This window comes from Janthinobacterium sp. PSPC1-1 (genome assembly GCF_049897625.1).
Classification (GTDB): Bacteria; Pseudomonadota; Gammaproteobacteria; order Burkholderiales; family Burkholderiaceae_D; genus Janthinobacterium; species Janthinobacterium tructae.
In genome coordinates, this window is the sequence record NZ_JAFCWP010000007.1 from 100,611 (window position 1) to 115,809 (window position 15,199).

At 64.1% G+C, this 15,199-nt stretch carries 15 protein-coding genes; 8 read left to right on the forward strand and 7 right to left on the reverse strand.

The window, feature by feature from the left end; genetic code table 11:
* Positions 1–7: 7 nt before the first annotated feature.
* The 6 genes from ACP7EG_RS21350 to rfaE2 all read right to left on the reverse strand — a co-directional run bounded on the left by ACP7EG_RS21350 (position 8) and on the right by rfaE2 (position 9,023).
* Complete coding sequence (locus ACP7EG_RS21350) at positions 8–1,210, reverse strand: hypothetical protein (RefSeq protein ID WP_426089202.1); 1,203 nt, start codon at positions 1,208–1,210, stop codon at positions 8–10.
* 33 nt (positions 1,211–1,243) lie between these two features.
* Positions 1,244–4,942, reverse strand: coding sequence for a tubulin-like doman-containing protein (locus ACP7EG_RS21355; RefSeq protein ID WP_426089203.1), 3,699 nt, complete (start codon positions 4,940–4,942; stop codon positions 1,244–1,246).
* Positions 4,943–4,979: 37 nt separating this feature from the next.
* Positions 4,980–5,417 carry a hypothetical protein gene (locus tag ACP7EG_RS21360; protein ID WP_426089204.1) on the reverse strand — a complete coding sequence of 146 codons (438 nt, stop codon included), beginning with the start codon at positions 5,415–5,417 and terminating at the stop codon, positions 4,980–4,982.
* A 43-nt stretch (positions 5,418–5,460) separates the two neighbouring features.
* Complete coding sequence (locus ACP7EG_RS21365) at positions 5,461–6,930, reverse strand: hypothetical protein (protein WP_426089205.1); 1,470 nt, start codon at positions 6,928–6,930, stop codon at positions 5,461–5,463.
* Entirely contained in the window at positions 6,927–8,411 is a 1,485-nt protein-coding gene (locus tag ACP7EG_RS21370) for a hypothetical protein (RefSeq protein ID WP_426089206.1), read from the reverse strand. Before ACP7EG_RS21370 ends, ACP7EG_RS21365 begins: the two co-directional genes overlap by 4 nt.
* A 129-nt stretch (positions 8,412–8,540) precedes the next feature.
* A complete protein-coding gene (gene rfaE2 / locus ACP7EG_RS21375; RefSeq protein ID WP_071079434.1) occupies positions 8,541–9,023 on the reverse strand; it encodes a D-glycero-beta-D-manno-heptose 1-phosphate adenylyltransferase in 483 nt (160 codons plus the stop codon).
* Between the two features lie 203 nt (positions 9,024–9,226).
* Here rfaE2 and ACP7EG_RS21380 point away from each other — a divergent pair, with 203 nt between their 5' ends.
* The 8 genes from ACP7EG_RS21380 (at position 9,227) to ACP7EG_RS21415 (ending at position 14,356) form a co-directional block, all read left to right on the forward strand.
* The gene (locus ACP7EG_RS21380) at positions 9,227–10,165 is read left to right on the forward strand and encodes a hydrogen peroxide-inducible genes activator (RefSeq protein ID WP_096233854.1); all 939 of its coding nucleotides are present in this window, start codon (positions 9,227–9,229) and stop codon (positions 10,163–10,165) included.
* A gap of 77 nt (positions 10,166–10,242) precedes the next feature.
* Positions 10,243–11,097 carry a 4-hydroxybenzoate octaprenyltransferase gene (gene ubiA / locus ACP7EG_RS21385; protein WP_071079436.1) on the forward strand — a complete coding sequence of 285 codons (855 nt, stop codon included), beginning with the start codon at positions 10,243–10,245 and terminating at the stop codon, positions 11,095–11,097.
* Between the two features lie 108 nt (positions 11,098–11,205).
* Positions 11,206–11,562: a glycine zipper domain-containing protein gene (locus ACP7EG_RS21390; RefSeq protein WP_046683402.1), complete on the forward strand. Its 357-nt coding sequence runs from the start codon at positions 11,206–11,208 to the stop codon at positions 11,560–11,562.
* 50 nt (positions 11,563–11,612) lie between these two features.
* Positions 11,613–11,999: a phage holin family protein gene (locus ACP7EG_RS21395; protein ID WP_096233852.1), complete on the forward strand. Its 387-nt coding sequence runs from the start codon at positions 11,613–11,615 to the stop codon at positions 11,997–11,999.
* Complete coding sequence (locus ACP7EG_RS21400) at positions 11,996–12,343, forward strand: hypothetical protein (protein ID WP_426089207.1); 348 nt, start codon at positions 11,996–11,998, stop codon at positions 12,341–12,343. The genes ACP7EG_RS21395 and ACP7EG_RS21400 overlap by 4 nt, the downstream gene beginning before the upstream one ends.
* Positions 12,344–12,431: 88 nt before the next feature.
* Positions 12,432–12,995 (forward strand): DUF3455 domain-containing protein, encoded by a 564-nt coding sequence (locus ACP7EG_RS21405; RefSeq protein ID WP_426089208.1) that lies wholly within the window; start codon positions 12,432–12,434, stop codon positions 12,993–12,995.
* Between the two features lie 90 nt (positions 12,996–13,085).
* Positions 13,086–13,643, forward strand: coding sequence for a sigma-70 family RNA polymerase sigma factor (locus tag ACP7EG_RS21410; RefSeq protein ID WP_426089209.1), 558 nt, complete (start codon positions 13,086–13,088; stop codon positions 13,641–13,643).
* Entirely contained in the window at positions 13,640–14,356 is a 717-nt protein-coding gene (locus ACP7EG_RS21415) for an anti-sigma factor (RefSeq protein WP_426089210.1), read from the forward strand. Before ACP7EG_RS21410 ends, ACP7EG_RS21415 begins: the two co-directional genes overlap by 4 nt.
* Here ACP7EG_RS21415 and proC read toward each other — a convergent pair whose 3' ends face one another.
* On the reverse strand, positions 14,357–15,187 hold the full coding sequence (proC, locus tag ACP7EG_RS21420; protein WP_426089211.1) for a pyrroline-5-carboxylate reductase: 831 nt from the start codon (positions 15,185–15,187) through the stop codon (positions 14,357–14,359).
* Positions 15,188–15,199 lie beyond the last annotated feature (12 nt).

Genomic DNA, 15,199 nt, shown 5'->3' on the forward strand with positions numbered 1-15,199 from the left:
CTGATAACTAATTGATCGTTGTTTCCGTCTGCAGCACTTGCCGCTCGCGTTCGCGGATGCGGCGCGACAGGTTGTCGATGCGCGCATTGCCGGGATCGACGCGGCGCGCGCTTTCCAGATACGTCTTGGCCGCATCGAACTTGCCTTCCAACAAAGAACGCTCGGCGTCGCGCAGGAACGATTGCGCCATCTCGCTGCGCATGGCAGCGCCGCTATCGACGGGCGACGTTTCCAGCGGACGGCGTTCGGCCACCGCTGAACGTTCGACCACGCGCGCGGGCGCCGGTTCCGTTGGCACGCTGCGGGCCGGTGCCGTTTCCACCGGTGCCGGTGCTGAAACGGGCGCAGGCGCCGGGGCCGGGGCCGCCGACAGCGCTTGCACATCGGCCTTCAACTGCGGCAATTCCAGCGCTTCGCGGTCGATCGCTTCCAGCCGGGCGATGCCATTCCTTGCCGCCGTGGCATCCTTGCCATCGAGCGCCTGGCGCACTCCCACCAGCACGGACGCGGCTGCCGCCTGCTGGCGCGCCAACTGCTTGCGCAAGGAATCCACGCTGGATGCGCCCGCGCAGTCGGCGTCGAGCGCGGCGATGCCGCTGGCCGCGCTTTGCAATTGATGGCCATCGATGGCACGCTCGATGGCGCGCACGCCGCGCTGGCAACTGCCTGATGCGGCGCCCGCCTTGCCGATCGCCGCCTGCAAATCGTCCGCCTTGGCGCTGGACTTGCCCGTGCACACATTTTTCGCCGTCGCCAGCTTCTGGCGGGCGCCGTCCAGGCTGCCATTCGCCACCAATTTCAAGCCGCTGTCGATAGCGTCATTGCAAGCCGCATCGTTCTTGCCGCCCGGCTTGCCGTTCATGTAGACGATGACGACCGCCAGCACGGCAAGGCCGCCCAGCCAGCGCAGCCACTTGCGCGGCGGTGACGGCGGCACCGGTGCTGCCGGGGCTGGCGCCGGGGCTGGTACAGGCTTCGGCGCAGCTTGCGGCTGCGGCTGCGCCGGTTTCGGCGGTGGTTTCGGCACAGGCGCCGGTGTCACCGGCACAGGCGGCGGCTTGGGCGCTACTGGCATAGGCGCGGGCACGGGCGGCAGCGGTGGCGGCGCGGCCGCCGCTGGCTTGGCCGCGCCAGCCACGGCGTGACCGCAGTAGGGGCAATGGCTGACAGCACTGAACAGGCCGCCCTTGCATTTGATGCAGATATCCAAAACTAATCCTTCATTCCAACGTCATTCCAGCGTTCACAGGGGCGGCGGCATCAACGGTGGCGGCGCGCTGAGGAACAAAGGCGCCAGTTCGGCGAACTGGGCCAGGTCGACCCAGGCCGGCAAGCCGGCGCGCCACACCTTGGTGGTGGCGGGCACGACTTGCCCCGCCTGCACGTACTGCACGATCTGCTGGCCCGTAAACGGTCCCTGCTGCTGGCCGTTTATGCCCAGGAAATACTGGTATTCCAGCAAAGGCGGCGGCATGCCGCCCAGCGGTGGCGGCGCCATGCCGAACACCGGCGCCACGGGAGCGGCGGCGGCACTGACCGGACGCAACAATTGCTCCAGGCGCCCCGCTTCCAGCATTTCCCCCTTGATCGCGTATTTCAGACGGGGCTGGCCATCCGCTTCCGGCTCGCGCACTTCCCAGTCATAGGCATCGCTGTCGGAGTCGCCGATGACATTCGCCCATTCCTTCAGGCGTCCCAGCAAGGTTTGTACCGTGCGGTCGAGCTCATCGCTGGCCATGCCCTTGCGGCGTGCAGAATCGCGCAAGCGCGTGCCCACTTCCGCGGAAATGGCGCTGCCAAAGCCGATATACGGCAGCTGCGAGCCATCGGCCTGCGCCACCAGCTTCGGTGCATACACGCCCCGTTCATAGTATTTTGCCAGCGCCGCCAGGGCCGCCGTCTGCACGGCATCAAGCGCCGCGAGTTTTTCCTCGATGCGCAAGGCGATATTTTTCTCGTACGAGGCGGGCATGCCGTTCTGGCGGATGGCCCGTTCATTGCCGATGCGGCGTAAATCGCCCGGTTCGACGGCAAACTGGTACTGGCCCGGCGGCACAACTCTGCCCGTGTGGCGCGTCAGTATGCCCAGCATGATCGCTTGCAGGAATTCGCCGAAGTCTTCTGCCAGGCGTTTCATCTCGTCCGTGTTCGGCGCGATCGGGTGCGTAAATTGCGTCGGATCGATGTGCGTGTGGGTCGGCGCCTTGTCGTTGTCGCCTTCCTTGCGGTAACTGGTGCGCCAGCCTTCCAGGCCGCGCAGCACCGTCATCGGCACGCCGGCCAGTTCGCAATAGCAGACGGCGCGCCCGCGGATGCCCGTTTCGACGATTTCCAGCTGGCTCACCGTGATGCCCACCTGGGTCGGCACGCACGATTCGAGCTCGGCGCCGAACTTCGCCTTGAAGGCGGCCGCGCTGGCCACGCCGATCACGCACTTGAACTGGTCCGACACGACCGTGAAGTCGCCCGCCATGTTGGCGTCGATCCACGGCATGGAGCAGGCCAGCAACTTGCGGAAACGGTCCAGGCGTTCGGACACATCCATCTGTTCCAGCGCTTCGAACAGGGGGTCGGGCGTGCTCGTCGCCCCTTCCGCCAGGCCCGCCGTGGCGATCATGTTCTCGGCCATGCGCGTGACTTTGGCCAGGATCAAGCCCCGTTGCGCCGGTTCGGCCAGCATGGGGAACAGCGCTTTCGAGCCGCCCATGTCCTTGAACGCTTCATCGGCCCACTGGCGCAAGGTGGCTGCCGATGGCAGCGCAATGTCTTTTTCCGTGACGGGAATGACGATCAGCGTCGCGTGTTCCTTGTCCAGGTCCTTTTGCAGGATGGTATTGGCCGTTTTGAGTTCCGCCAGCATCGCCAGCACGCCTTCGCGGCCCGTTTGCAGCTCGCCCACCAGGCCATTCCACTGCGCGCGGCCTTGCGCATCGACGCCGACACGGTTGCCCAGCCAGCGCGACAGTTCGCCCAGCAGGATGACGGACTCGTCCGCCGCCTTGGCGCGCAGATGGAATTTCAGCGCATTCGCCATTTCCGTGCGCAAATGGTCCATCACCACGCCCGCCTGCTTTTCGCCATTGCTCAGGAAACCGAAGGTGCTGCGCGTCTGTTCCAGGTTGTTCAGCAAGCGCTCGTATTCGCGTGAACGCACGGCTTCCTTGATCTCGCGGTAGCGCTCGGCATTGTTGCCGATCTGCGCCGTCAAGCCGCTGCCCGGCGCCTCGATGCGGTCCTTGATCTGTTCCACCAGCGACAGCACGTATTCCAGGCCGCCGAATTCCTTGTTGTCCAGGTAGCCATACAGCTGGTCGCGCACGACTTTCTTGACGTCTTCCAGCACTTCGCGGCGGCGCTTGCTGATGCGGTCTTCCGTCGTGTCGGCCGTGGAATCCTGGTCGCGCACGGCGTCGCGTTCCAGGTGTTTCATGGCGTCGCGCACTTGCGCCGGCCATTCGCTGCGGTCGAAACCCGTGCGGATATCGTTGATGCGCGTGTTGACCCGGTTTTCCACGCCGGCCAGCAAGTGGCCGTGGCGGTCTTCCAGCAATTCGTCGACGATGCGGAAATCGATGAAATCGCCGCTGGAGCGCTTCAATTCGATGCTCTTGTCGGAAAACTCGGGGAAATCGCTGAACGGCGTGCCCTTCAGGAACATATTGGCAGCAAGAAAATTATCGCGCTGCGTATCCGTGGCGCGGTTGGCGCCCGCATCCGTGCCGCCCACGCCAAAGAACGCTTGCAGCATGGCGCCGGCCCAGCGGTGGGCCCGCTCGTCGCGCGCCGCTTCCTGGCGCGTATCGAGCACGGCCATACCGAACGAGGAAAAACGCTTCGAGAAATACAGGCGCATGTCGCCGAAGCGGTCTTGCGGCACGGGCGCGTTGTACAGCGAATTCTTGTGCTGCGCCTGGTTGACGGCGATCGAGCGCTTGGCGCGCGCGAAGTCGGCCGAGGCGAAATCCTCGAACAGCGAGTCGGCCACCATGTGGTAGACGTCGCTGACATCCTTGGTGTGCTGCTGCGCAAGATTACCCGAGTCGATCAGGTACACCTCGCTGTACGGCTCGCGCGTCAATTCCGGGCGGTCGTAGGCATCCCAGCGGCCCACGTAGCCCTTGTTGCCCATCATCGCCGATTCCAGCTCCATCAACGCCGCATAGCCGTTGGCCTCGACCCGGTCCTTGTTGGCCTTGGTGTAGCCGGTCGGCAAGAACAGCATCAGCTCGACGTCGGCCGCGCCCACTTCGCTGCGCGCCAGCCAGCGCGCCAGCAAGCCCATGTCGAGGAAGGAACCGGAACCCGTGCCGCCGGCCACGGAGCCGACGATGACGATGCGGAAACGGTTCGTTTCCATGCGCAAACCCAGTTCGGCCAGCTGGCGCTCGTGCGACAGGCCCGCCTTCAGGGCTTTCAACTTCAAGCGGATCTTGTCGCGGATCTTCGCGTACTTGTCGAAGAAATACAGGCGCGACACGGCGCGGATCTGGCCGGCGCCGCTGCTCATGTCGAAACGCAATTCGCGGATGCGCTGCGGCGTCAGGGGCAGCCATTCCTTGATGTGCGGATATTTTTCCAGGGAATCTTCATCACGGCTGTACTTGTCCATGTCGAACGATTCGACCACCTTGTCGTCATCCGTGAACTTCACCTGGTCGAACTGCAAGTCCTTCGCCTGCGACTCGCCGCTTTCGATCACGGCGCCATTGTCCAGGTCGAAATGGATGAATTGCGCGATGGGAAAGTCGGCCAAGCCCTCAATGCGCGTGCGCTTGCCCGCGCCGCCCCACAGGGTGTTGAGGATGCGCCGGCGCACGCGCATCAGCACCTGCATGCCCGTGCCGCCGATGCCGATGAACAGGGTCGGGCGCAGTTCGATGATCTTGTCCTGCTTGCGCTCGCTGGCGCCGCCGGGGATGGTTTGGTTCAGGTTCTCTGCCATGGTGATTCCTTCGATGATGCGTACGACGGCGCGCGGCTTAGCGGCGGCTCGATGTAAAGGTCAACAGTAACGCGACCAGGCCCACCAGCACCAGCGGCCCCATGAACAGTGGCGCAAGAAATTTATGCGCGTTCACGGCGGCCAGCACGACGCCGGTCGCCAGGCTGGCCAGGAAGATGAACAGCCACCAGCCCGAGGCATTGGCCTTGTTCGGCGGCACGCGCTTGGCCACCAGGCCATTCGCATAGGCATTCTTGGCAAAGAAAAAGGCGATGAACAGCAGCAACAGCACCACGCCGCCGACCAGGGTGTCGCGCGACGAGGTATCGGTGGTGCTGGCAGGGTCCAACCCGGGCGCAGCTTCGGTGGTGGCCGTGGTGGCGCTGGCCGCAGCGGATGCATCGGCTGCCGGCGGCGCGGATGCGGGGGCCGGCAGGGTAAAACCGCTGTTGTCTTTTGGAGTCTCTTGCGCCATGGTATGCCTCAGTTGAATAGAAGGTTTTTTAAAAAATGGTTGCTCAGGCCAGGCTCAGGGTATGCCCTTCGGCCACGCGCACGACGGCCGGCTTGCCCAGGCCACGCTTGAGTTCGCCGATATCGCGGCCGTTATCATCGCGGATCTGCACGCTTTTGAATGGTTTGAGCAGCACTTGGCGCTGCACGCCGTCAGCCATCACCTTGTAGCGCGTGGCGCGCGTGCCCAGCAAACCCAGCGCCAGCAGACCCAGCACGAGCGCCAGCACGCCGCCCAGTAGTACCAGCACGGGCAGCAGCGGATACTGGATGCGCACCAGCAGCGGGATCGTCGCCTGCGACGCACGCACGCTGTCGGGCGGCGTGAACATGTCCGAGATCGGGTCGCCGGGGAACAGTTCCTGCAAATCTTTGCCAAAACTGGGCGCCAGCGCCAGCCGCTGTTCCGACAAGCCCACCTGCGCCTGCATGGGCAGCATCACTTGCTTGCCCATGGCGGCGATCGCCTGCGCCGACCACGGCGAGGGAATCTGCGCCATCGGCAAGGCAAACTGTACCTGCACGGCCTGGCTGGCGCCCGGCTGCAACTGGCGGATTTGATCTGGCGCAACGTGCAGGGGCGCGTTCTGGCCCGCCAGGCTGGCGTGCACCCTGGCGCTGTCGATCACGTACGGGAAAAACATGTTTTGCAAGGACGCCTGCAGCACCACTTGCGGCACCAGATTCGCCGCATCGACGTCGAGCACGATGGTGCGCCCGTCGCGGCCCAGGCTGGCGTGCACGTTGGGACTGTTCTTGACGGACTGGGGCACGATGCGCACGGCATCCTGGTCCACCGGTTTTAATCGCGCGGGCGGGCGCGTCAGCACTTGCGACAGCCGCCCTTCAGCCAGGATGCGGGTCAACGCCTCGGACGCCGGCTGGCCATACGCGAGCGCATACACCATCAAGCCCTTGGCGCTGTACAGCTTGCCCTGTACAGGCATGCGCAGTGGAAACACCAAGGTCTTGCTGATCGACGGCTCCAGGTGCAGCAAGCGGTAAAAGTCGCGGTTGCGCTCGGCCGTCTGGCTGTCGTTGTTCGGGCTGTTCTTGTTATTCGTAAAAATCCACACGATGCCGGACGCGGACTGGAACGGCCCCGTGATGGTTTTGGTCACGGCTTCCTGGAAATCCGTGTCGGCCAGCGCGCCGCCGGCGCTCTTGCGCGCCAGGCCCAGGCGGGCCAGCTGGCCCGCCACGCCGGCGCCACCCTGCCCCTGCCCGATCAGTGCGGGCGAGACATTGCTGCCGCTGCTCTGGCTGAACGCCAGCGTGTAGACTTTATCGGACGGGCTCGTGGCGGCCTGCGCCACGGCGCCCACCAGGGCTTTCAGTTGCGAATGTTCATCCGTATAAAACGGCTCCATCCAGCCCGAGTTTTGCACCAGAAACGCTTGCTGGATGCCGGCCGCATGCGCGGCGGCAGCGCTGAACAACGCGGCGCAGGCCACCGTCAGTAAGCGCGCGTTCATGCCTGCAAGGCCCAGCCATCGATGCGCGACAGCAGCGGGTGGTAGGCCCACAAGGTGCCTTCATGCACAAACAAGCGCACGCGCCACGGCTCGCTGACGGCAAAGGTATGAAACGCGGTTTCGCGCAATTCATCGTCCTGCACCAGCTGGGCCGCCAGGCGCTCGTTCGAGCGCAGCACGCTGGACAGGCCGGCGCTGGTGGCAAACTTCACGCCAAAGACGCTGTTGCCAGCACTCGATTCGAGCAGCGGCATGACAGCCTGGTTCTTGCCGCCATCGTCGCCGTGTTCCGGCTCTTCCCAAGGCGCCGTTTTCAGCTTGGTGGCGAAGCGGTAATTGAAGCTGCCCGAACACAGGCGCGGCGCCAGCGCGTCGGCCTTCTCGACCTGGCCACCCAGCTTCACATAGACATACGTGCCGCGGCGGCTTTCAAAGCACAGTTGCCACAGGCCACCGTCGCGCGACAGGTAAGGGCTGCCGAATTCGAAGTGCGGCACCAGCCCTTCGGGCCAGGGCGTCAACGACGCGGCCACGTTGCCATCCGGCTGCAACTGCAAGCGCAACTGGCCGTTGGCGCACGGCCACACGGCCATGCGATTGTAGGCGACGGGCGCGCCGACGGCGCCCAGATCCATCATGCCGTCGAGCAGCACGTCGCTGCCCGACTTTTGTTGCGCGTCAAGATTGACGAAGCGGATGCGGCCATCGTCGTCGCGCAAAGGCGCCCACAAACGATTCTGGAACCAGACAGGCGCGGCCACACACGGCGCGCCGCCCACATGCTCGACCACGTAAGTGAGCGAAGGCACGTCGGGACGGATGCAGGCGAGGCCATGGCTGGTCGGCAAGACCAGCACGCTGTTGAACTCCGGCACCAGCTCGGCGCGCCAGGCGCCGTGGGCCAGGTCCGATTCGGCCAGCAGGCTGCCATAGTCGGGGTCCAGCGCCAGCCAGCGTTTCGAGGCGGGTAGCCAGGCGTGCAAGACGGCCTTGCGTGGGTCCAGCGCCAGCAGCGCGGGCGCGCTGGTGCCGAACTGGGCGGAAAAGAATTCGTATTCGCCGGGCGGCGGCATGGGCAACGAGGCGTCGGCTTGCGCATGCTCTTCGCGCACGCGCTGGTCCGCCAGCTTCAGGGGCACGCTGGCCTGGCGCAAGCCGGCCGCGCCGGCCGGTGGCACGTCGCTGACGGGCTGCGCGCCGAAAGGCGGAACCCAGGGCGGTGTAAGCGCCGTACCAGGCGGCACCTGCAAGGCCGCGCCGGTGGCGGGGTCGAACGAGAATTCAGGCGGAAACTGCCGCACGGGCGCGCCGACGGCAGCCGGCAGGCGCCGCGCATGCATCAGCAGGCCGATATCGGCAGGGCTCAGCAAGGGCGAGACGTTCTGGCCGTCCGCGCTGCGCTGCATGCTCCACGCGCCATCGTCATCGACGTACCAGACGCCGGAGGGCACGGCCCAATCCCCAGAAGTTTTAAGATCCATGTATTTTCTATGACTAGCAATGCATATCAGACGGTGTAACGGGTGCTGGGGCTGACGCAACGAGGTCGCAACCCTGGCAGTTCTCATAGTAACGTCTTTTTATCAGTATGAAAACATTGACGGCGTTCCTCAGCCCTGCTGCGTCCGCACTTTCGTCAGCAGCTTGGTGGTCGAGCGGTCATGCGCGAAATCGATGGCCACGGCCTGGCCGCCATACGCCAGCACGGCCTTGCCTTCGGGGATGGCCGCCATGTCGTAGTCGCCGCCCTTGGCATAGATTTCCGGTTCGATTTCCTGCACCACTTCCAGGGCGCTGTCTTCCGAGAACGGCACCACCAGGCTCACCGCTTCCAGCGCGGCCAGCACGGCCATGCGGTCTTCGCAGCTGTTCAGGGGACGGTCGTCGCCCTTGCCCAGGCGTTTCACCGAGGCATCGGTATTCACGGCCACCACCAGCGAGGCGCCCAGCGCGCGTGCCTGCGCCAGATAGGTCACGTGGCCGCGGTGCAGAATGTCGAACACGCCATTCGTCACCACCACCGGTTTCGGCAGGGCTGCGGCGCGGGCGCGCAGTTCGTCACGGTCGCACAGTTTGTTTTCAAAATCAGGCATGGATATCTCTTGTTGGGTTAAATAGGGTCACGCTCAGGCGTGGCTATCGCCTTGCATGCCAGCGCCTGCAGCCATCTCCCTTCGCTGCCCGCTCCCGCATTATAGGGGGCGATCCGCTACAATACGCCATCGGCGCCACAGTTTCACGTGCGCGCCACCTTTCATTCATTGCAAGTAAGTACTTCCTGTGTTTCAATCAAACTATGACACTGACTGAACTGAAATATATCGTTGCAGTCGCGCGAGCGAAGCACTTCGGCCATGCCGCCGAAGCCTGCTTCGTTGCCCAACCCACCCTGTCAGTGGCCATCAAGAAACTCGAAGACGAACTGGGCGTGGTCCTGTTCGAACGGGGCGGCGCGGAAATCTCCGTCACGCCCCTGGGCGCGCAGATCATTGCGCAAGCCGAACGCGTGCTGGAACAGACAGCCGCCATCAAGGAACTCGCCAAGCAAAACAAGGACCCGCTGGCTGGCCCCCTGCGCCTGGGCGTGATCTACACGATCGGCCCCTACCTGCTGCCACCCCTGGTCAAGGCCATGATAGACCAGGTGCCGCAGATGCCTTTGATCTTGCAGGAAAACTTCACGGTTCGCCTGCTCGAATTGCTGCGCCAGGGCGAACTGGACGTGGCCATCATGGCCCTGCCCCTGCCCGACCACGGCATGGCCATGCAAGAACTGTATGACGAACCGTTCGTCGTGGCCATGCCGCGCCAGCATCCGTGGACAGCGCGTGAAAAAATCGCCGCGCAAGACTTGAAATCGGAAACCATGCTGCTGCTGGGTAATGGCCACTGTTTCCGCGACCAGGTGCTGGAAGTGTGCCCCGAAATGGCGCGTTTTTCCTCGCCCGGCAACGGCATGCAGCGCACGTTTGAGGGTTCCTCGCTGGAAACCATTCGCCACATGGTGGCCAGCGGCATCGGCCTGACGGTCCTGCCGCGCGCCTCCGTCGCCAATATGCACGCCACCGAGGGCATGCTCGAATACCGGCCCTTCGCCGCCCCGGTGCCATCGCGCAGGGTGGTGATGTTGTGGCGCAAGAGTTTTACGCGCAAGGCGGCCATCGATGCCTTGTGCGCGGCCATCGCCAGCTGCGACTTGCCCGGCATTACCCCCTTGTGCAAAGACGCAGCCTAGCGGCCAGGCGTCAAAATAGTACATTTGCATACTATTTGCGATAATCGACCTTTCTCTTCAACAAGATCGAGTCTTCCATGAATAAGCTGGCGCTGTATTTTCGCCTGATACGGCTGGACAAGCCTATCGGTACCGTATTGCTGCTGTGGCCTACCCTGTGCGCGCTGTGGCTGGCGCAGCAGGGCGTGCCGGACTGGCGGCTGCTGCTCATTTTCATTCTTGGCACTTTCCTGATGCGCTCGGCTGGCTGCGCCATCAACGACTACGCCGACCAGGATATCGACAAATTCGTCAAGCGCACGGTGGACCGTCCCATCACCAGCGGGCGCATCAGCGGCAAGGAAGCGCTGGCCGTGGCCGGCGTGCTGACCGTGCTGGCCTTCTGCCTGATCCTGCCCTTGAATGCGCTTACCAAGCAATTGTCGGTGGCCGCCGTCATCATCGCCGGCACCTATCCCTACTTCAAGCGTTTCTTTGCGATTCCGCAAGCTTACCTGGGCATCGCCTTCGGCTTCGGCATCCCCATGGGCTTTGCCGCCATCACGGATTCCGTGCCAGTCGTCGCCTGGTTGCTGTTGCTGGGCAATGTCTTCTGGGCCGTGGCCTACGATACGGAATACGCGATGGTCGACCGCGACGACGACTTAAAGATCGGCATCAAGACCTCGGCCATCACCTTTGGCCGCTACGACGTGGCCATCATCATGCTGTGCTATGCCGCTTTCCTGCTGCTGTGGCTGGTCTGCGGCTGGCACCTGGGCTTGCGCTACTGGTATGTGGCGGGCTTGCTGGTAGCGGCCGGCTGCGCTGTTTACCACTACACCCTGATCCGCGCACGCGAGCGCATGCCGTGTTTTGCCGCGTTCCGGCATAATAACTGGCTAGGAGCAGCGGTGTTTGCGGGCGTGGTGCTGGACTTTGCTTTCCGTTAATCAATGATCCTTGCGCCGCAGCAGCCCTTGAGGCGGCACAAGACTAGCCTGACCGCAGCTGCCTACACTGGTATTTCACTGTGCAGTTTCACTTCCATGAGGTAATACATGAGCTCGATACATACCGGAAAATCCAGCAGCGACAGCATCCTCGCCGACGCCGACAAGGCCCGCGACAAACTGGTCGGCGACCTGAAAACCGTCATCAATGAAGCGGAAGGCTGGCTCGATGGCGCCAAGGATCAGACGGGCGAGAATGTCAAAGCCGTCAAGGACAAGTTCATCGCCACCCTGGAAACGGCCAAGAAAGACTTGATCAAGCTGGAAGAAGACTTACTCGAACGCACCAAGAAGGCGGCCAAGGCCACCGACGAATACGTGCAGGACAATCCATGGAAAGCCGTGGGCGCGGGCGCCGTCGTGGGCGTGCTGTTCGGCCTGCTGCTTTCCTCGTCACGCCGCTAGTAGTAGCAGTACCGACGGCCTTGGCCGTCTCCTGACGCGAAAGGCAGCATATGGCTATCGTGCACCATGTCGCCCAAGTCGCAGCGACTCTCGCCGCCATCGTCCAGACCCGTCTGGCCCTGGCGGCCGTGGAAATGGAAGAAGAGTCGCTGCGCTTCCTGTCCTATCTGGCGCTGGCCATGCTGGCACTGCTGTGCCTGTTTGTCGGCCTGGTGCTGCTGGTCTTCCTCGTCATCGTGTTATTTTGGGACACGCACCGCATCGCCGCCATCGCCATCACGGCTGCCGTCTTCATCGCTGCCGCCCTCGCCACCCTGTTGGGTGTGCGCGCCAGTTTCCGCAGCAAGCCGAAACTGCTGTCCTTCACACTTTCCGAACTGAACAAAGACCTGGACGAGCTGCAATTGCTGGCGCGCCGGGAATCGGAGCGGCCATGACTACGCATCCCACCAAGTTATCGCATGTGCACACGGCCGCCAGCCTGGCGCAGCGGCGCGACGCGCTGCTGGCCGAATGCGCGCTGCAGCGCCTGGCCCTGGGCGTGCAAACGCGCCAGCTGCTGGAACCGCTGACGGGCGGCAATCTGCGCCACACCCTGGCCACACGTTTCAAGGTTCCCCTGATGATAGGAGGCGGCGTGCTGGGCCTGCTGCTGGTGCGCCCGCGCCGCTTCCTGCCCCTGCTGCGGGCCAGCGGCGCGCTGCTCAAGCACGCCACCACCGCCATGCCCGTCGTGCTGGCGCTGGCGCAGCGTTTCAGCAAGAAAGAAACGCCGCCTTAAATATTTTTTCCTGGCTGCATCCAAATGGCGAGCCCATGCGTAGTAATGACATCAACCAACCGGTTGAGCCAACTACCAGGAGTTTGCCATGCTTGCCTTCACTGCCCCACGCCATGCCGTTTCCGCCCCCGCACTCACTGTACTGGGCGCCGCCCTGCTGCTGAGCGCCTGCGCCCCCATGAGCGCGCGCTATTCACAGGAACAATTACCCGCCGCCGTCAAAGTGCCCGATGGCCACCAGGTGGCCATGCAGACAGTGGGCGTGGGCAAGATTGCCTACGAATGCAAGGCGAAAAAAGACATGACGGGCCACGAATGGGTCTTCGTGGGACCGGATGCGGCCTTGAACGACCGCAGCGGCATGCAAGTGGGCACGTATGTGGGTCCGCCTGCCACCTGGGCCAACCTGGACGGCTCGAAAGTGACGGCGACGCAAGTGGCCGTGGCGCCGGCCGGTGCTGGCAATATCCCGTATCAACTGGTAAAAGCCAACCCGGCCATGGGCAACGGCGCCATGCAGGGCGTCAGCTACATCCAGCGCGTGGTCACCCGCGGCGGCGTGGCGCCAAGCAGCCCGTGCGGCATGGACACCGTTGGCGCCAAACAATGGGTGCCCTACCAGGCTGACTACATCTTCTGGAAATCACTATAAAACCATGGACGTGACGGTTGGCAAGCTGGTTTCTGGCCTATACTCGGCCTTGAAAACTTGCTAACCGTTCACTCAACGATTGCGCCCACCTTGCCAGCCCCAGCCACTCCGTTCGATTACGATGCCGCCCTGCGTGCCTGCGCCAGGGGCGAGCAGCAGGCATTGCACGGCCTGTACCAGCAGGAAAGCCGCTACCTGCTGGGCGTGGCCCTGCGCATCGTACGTCAGCGGGCTTTGGCCGAAGACGTGCTGCACGACGCCTTCCTGAATATCTGGCGCCGTGCCGGCAGCTTCGACGCCACGCGCGGCAGCGGCAAAGGCTGGATCTATGTGGTGGTGCGGCACCAGGCACTGAACGTGGCGCGCGCCCGCGCCCATGAAGTATCGGCCGACGAGGATACCGTGGAAACCCTGCTGCACCAACGCCAAGGCGATGACGCCGGTGATGCCTACGCCCTGCAGGCGAACATGGGCAAGCTGCACGATTGCCTGGGCCACCTGGACGAACCCAAACGCAACAGCATCCTGTACGCCTACGTCGATGGCTGTTCCCACAGTGAAATCGCGCAGCGCCTGCAAGCGCCGCTGGGCACCGTCAAGGCTTGGGTCAAGCGTGGCCTAGCCGCCTTGCGGGAGTGCATGGGATGATGAATAGCGACGAACAATTGCAACGGCTGGCCGGCGAGTATGTGCTGGGCACATTGGCGCTGGCCGAGCGTGCGGAAGTGGAACAGCGCTTGCTGCGCGAGCCGGCGTTGCGCGACGCCGTCGATGCCTGGGAACAGCGTTTGCTGCCCTTGACGACCCTGGTGCCGCCCGAAACACCGTCCGCGCAACTGTGGCCGCGCATCAGCGCCAGCCTGTTCACGCCGAACACCGTGCGGCAAGCGGGCGGCTGGCAGGCATGGTGGAACAGCCTGGCCTTCTGGAGACTGCTGGCCGGCGGCGGTCTGGTGGCCACGGCCGCGCTGGCCGTGCTCGTTGCCGTGCAACTGCAAGCACCAGCCGGACCCGGCTACCTGGTCGTCCTGGTGGCGCCACAGGATAAATCGCCGGGCTGGATCGTGCAGGCGGGCGGACGTGGCGGCAAGAACCGCGACCTGAGCCTGATCCCGCTGGGACCAACAAATGTGCCGCAGCAAAAAGCCCTGCAATTCTGGACCAAGGGCAAGGATTGGGACGCGCCTGTCTCGCTGGGTCTGGTCAAGCCAGGGCAAAGCCTCAAGCTGACGTTGGATAAGCTGCCGCCGCTGCAGCCGGAGCAACTGTTTGAAATCACGCTGGAACCGGCTACGGGTTCGCCCACGGGCCGGCCAACGGGACCGATCCTGTACATCGGCCGCGCCGTCAAGGTGATCTAATTACTTGGACAGCTCGTCACCCATCTCGCGCCCCCGTTGCGCGGCCGCCTTGATACCCTTGACGATGGCAGCCTTCACGCCGCTCTCCTCCATGCTGGTCAGCGCCGCATACGTCGTGCCGCCCTTCGACGTAACGCGCTCGCGCAGCAGCGACACGGCTTCGCTGGAGTTCGCCGCCAGCTGCGCCGCGCCCGTAAAGGTGGCAATCGCCAGCTGCGTGCCCTGCTCCGGCGTGAGACCCAGTTCGGCGGCCGCCTGCTGCATCGCTTCGATGAAGTAAAACACATAGGCGGGACCGCTGCCCGACACGGCCGTCACAGGGTCGATCTTCGCCTCGTCGTCGAGCCAGACGGTCTGGCCGACGGCGCGCAGGATGGCGTCTGCCGTCTTTTTCTGTTCCTCGCCGACGCCGCTGCTGGCGACCATGCCCGTGATGCCCATGCCGATCAGGGCCGGCGTGTTCGGCATGCAACGCACGATGGCGGGATAATCACCGAGCCAACGCGACAGGTCGGCCGCGCGGATGCCGGCGGCGATCGACAGGATCAATGGCGCCCGCTCCCCGTCGAGGAAGGGCAGCAACTGCGCCGCCACTTCGCGCATGCTTTGCGGTTTCACGGCCAGCACGATCACGTCCACGGCGCGCAGCGCCTCGCCGGCGGAAGTTGCCGTCGTGACGCCGAATTGCGCCTGCAATTTTTCCAGCGCGGGCGCATGCGGGTCGATCACGTGGATATTGCCGCCCAGGGTCAGCTTGCCGGCCAGGCCGGCGATCAGGGCGGCGGCCATATTGCCGCCGCCCACAAAGGCGATGTTCAATTCTGTCGTCATGGTGATTCTTTC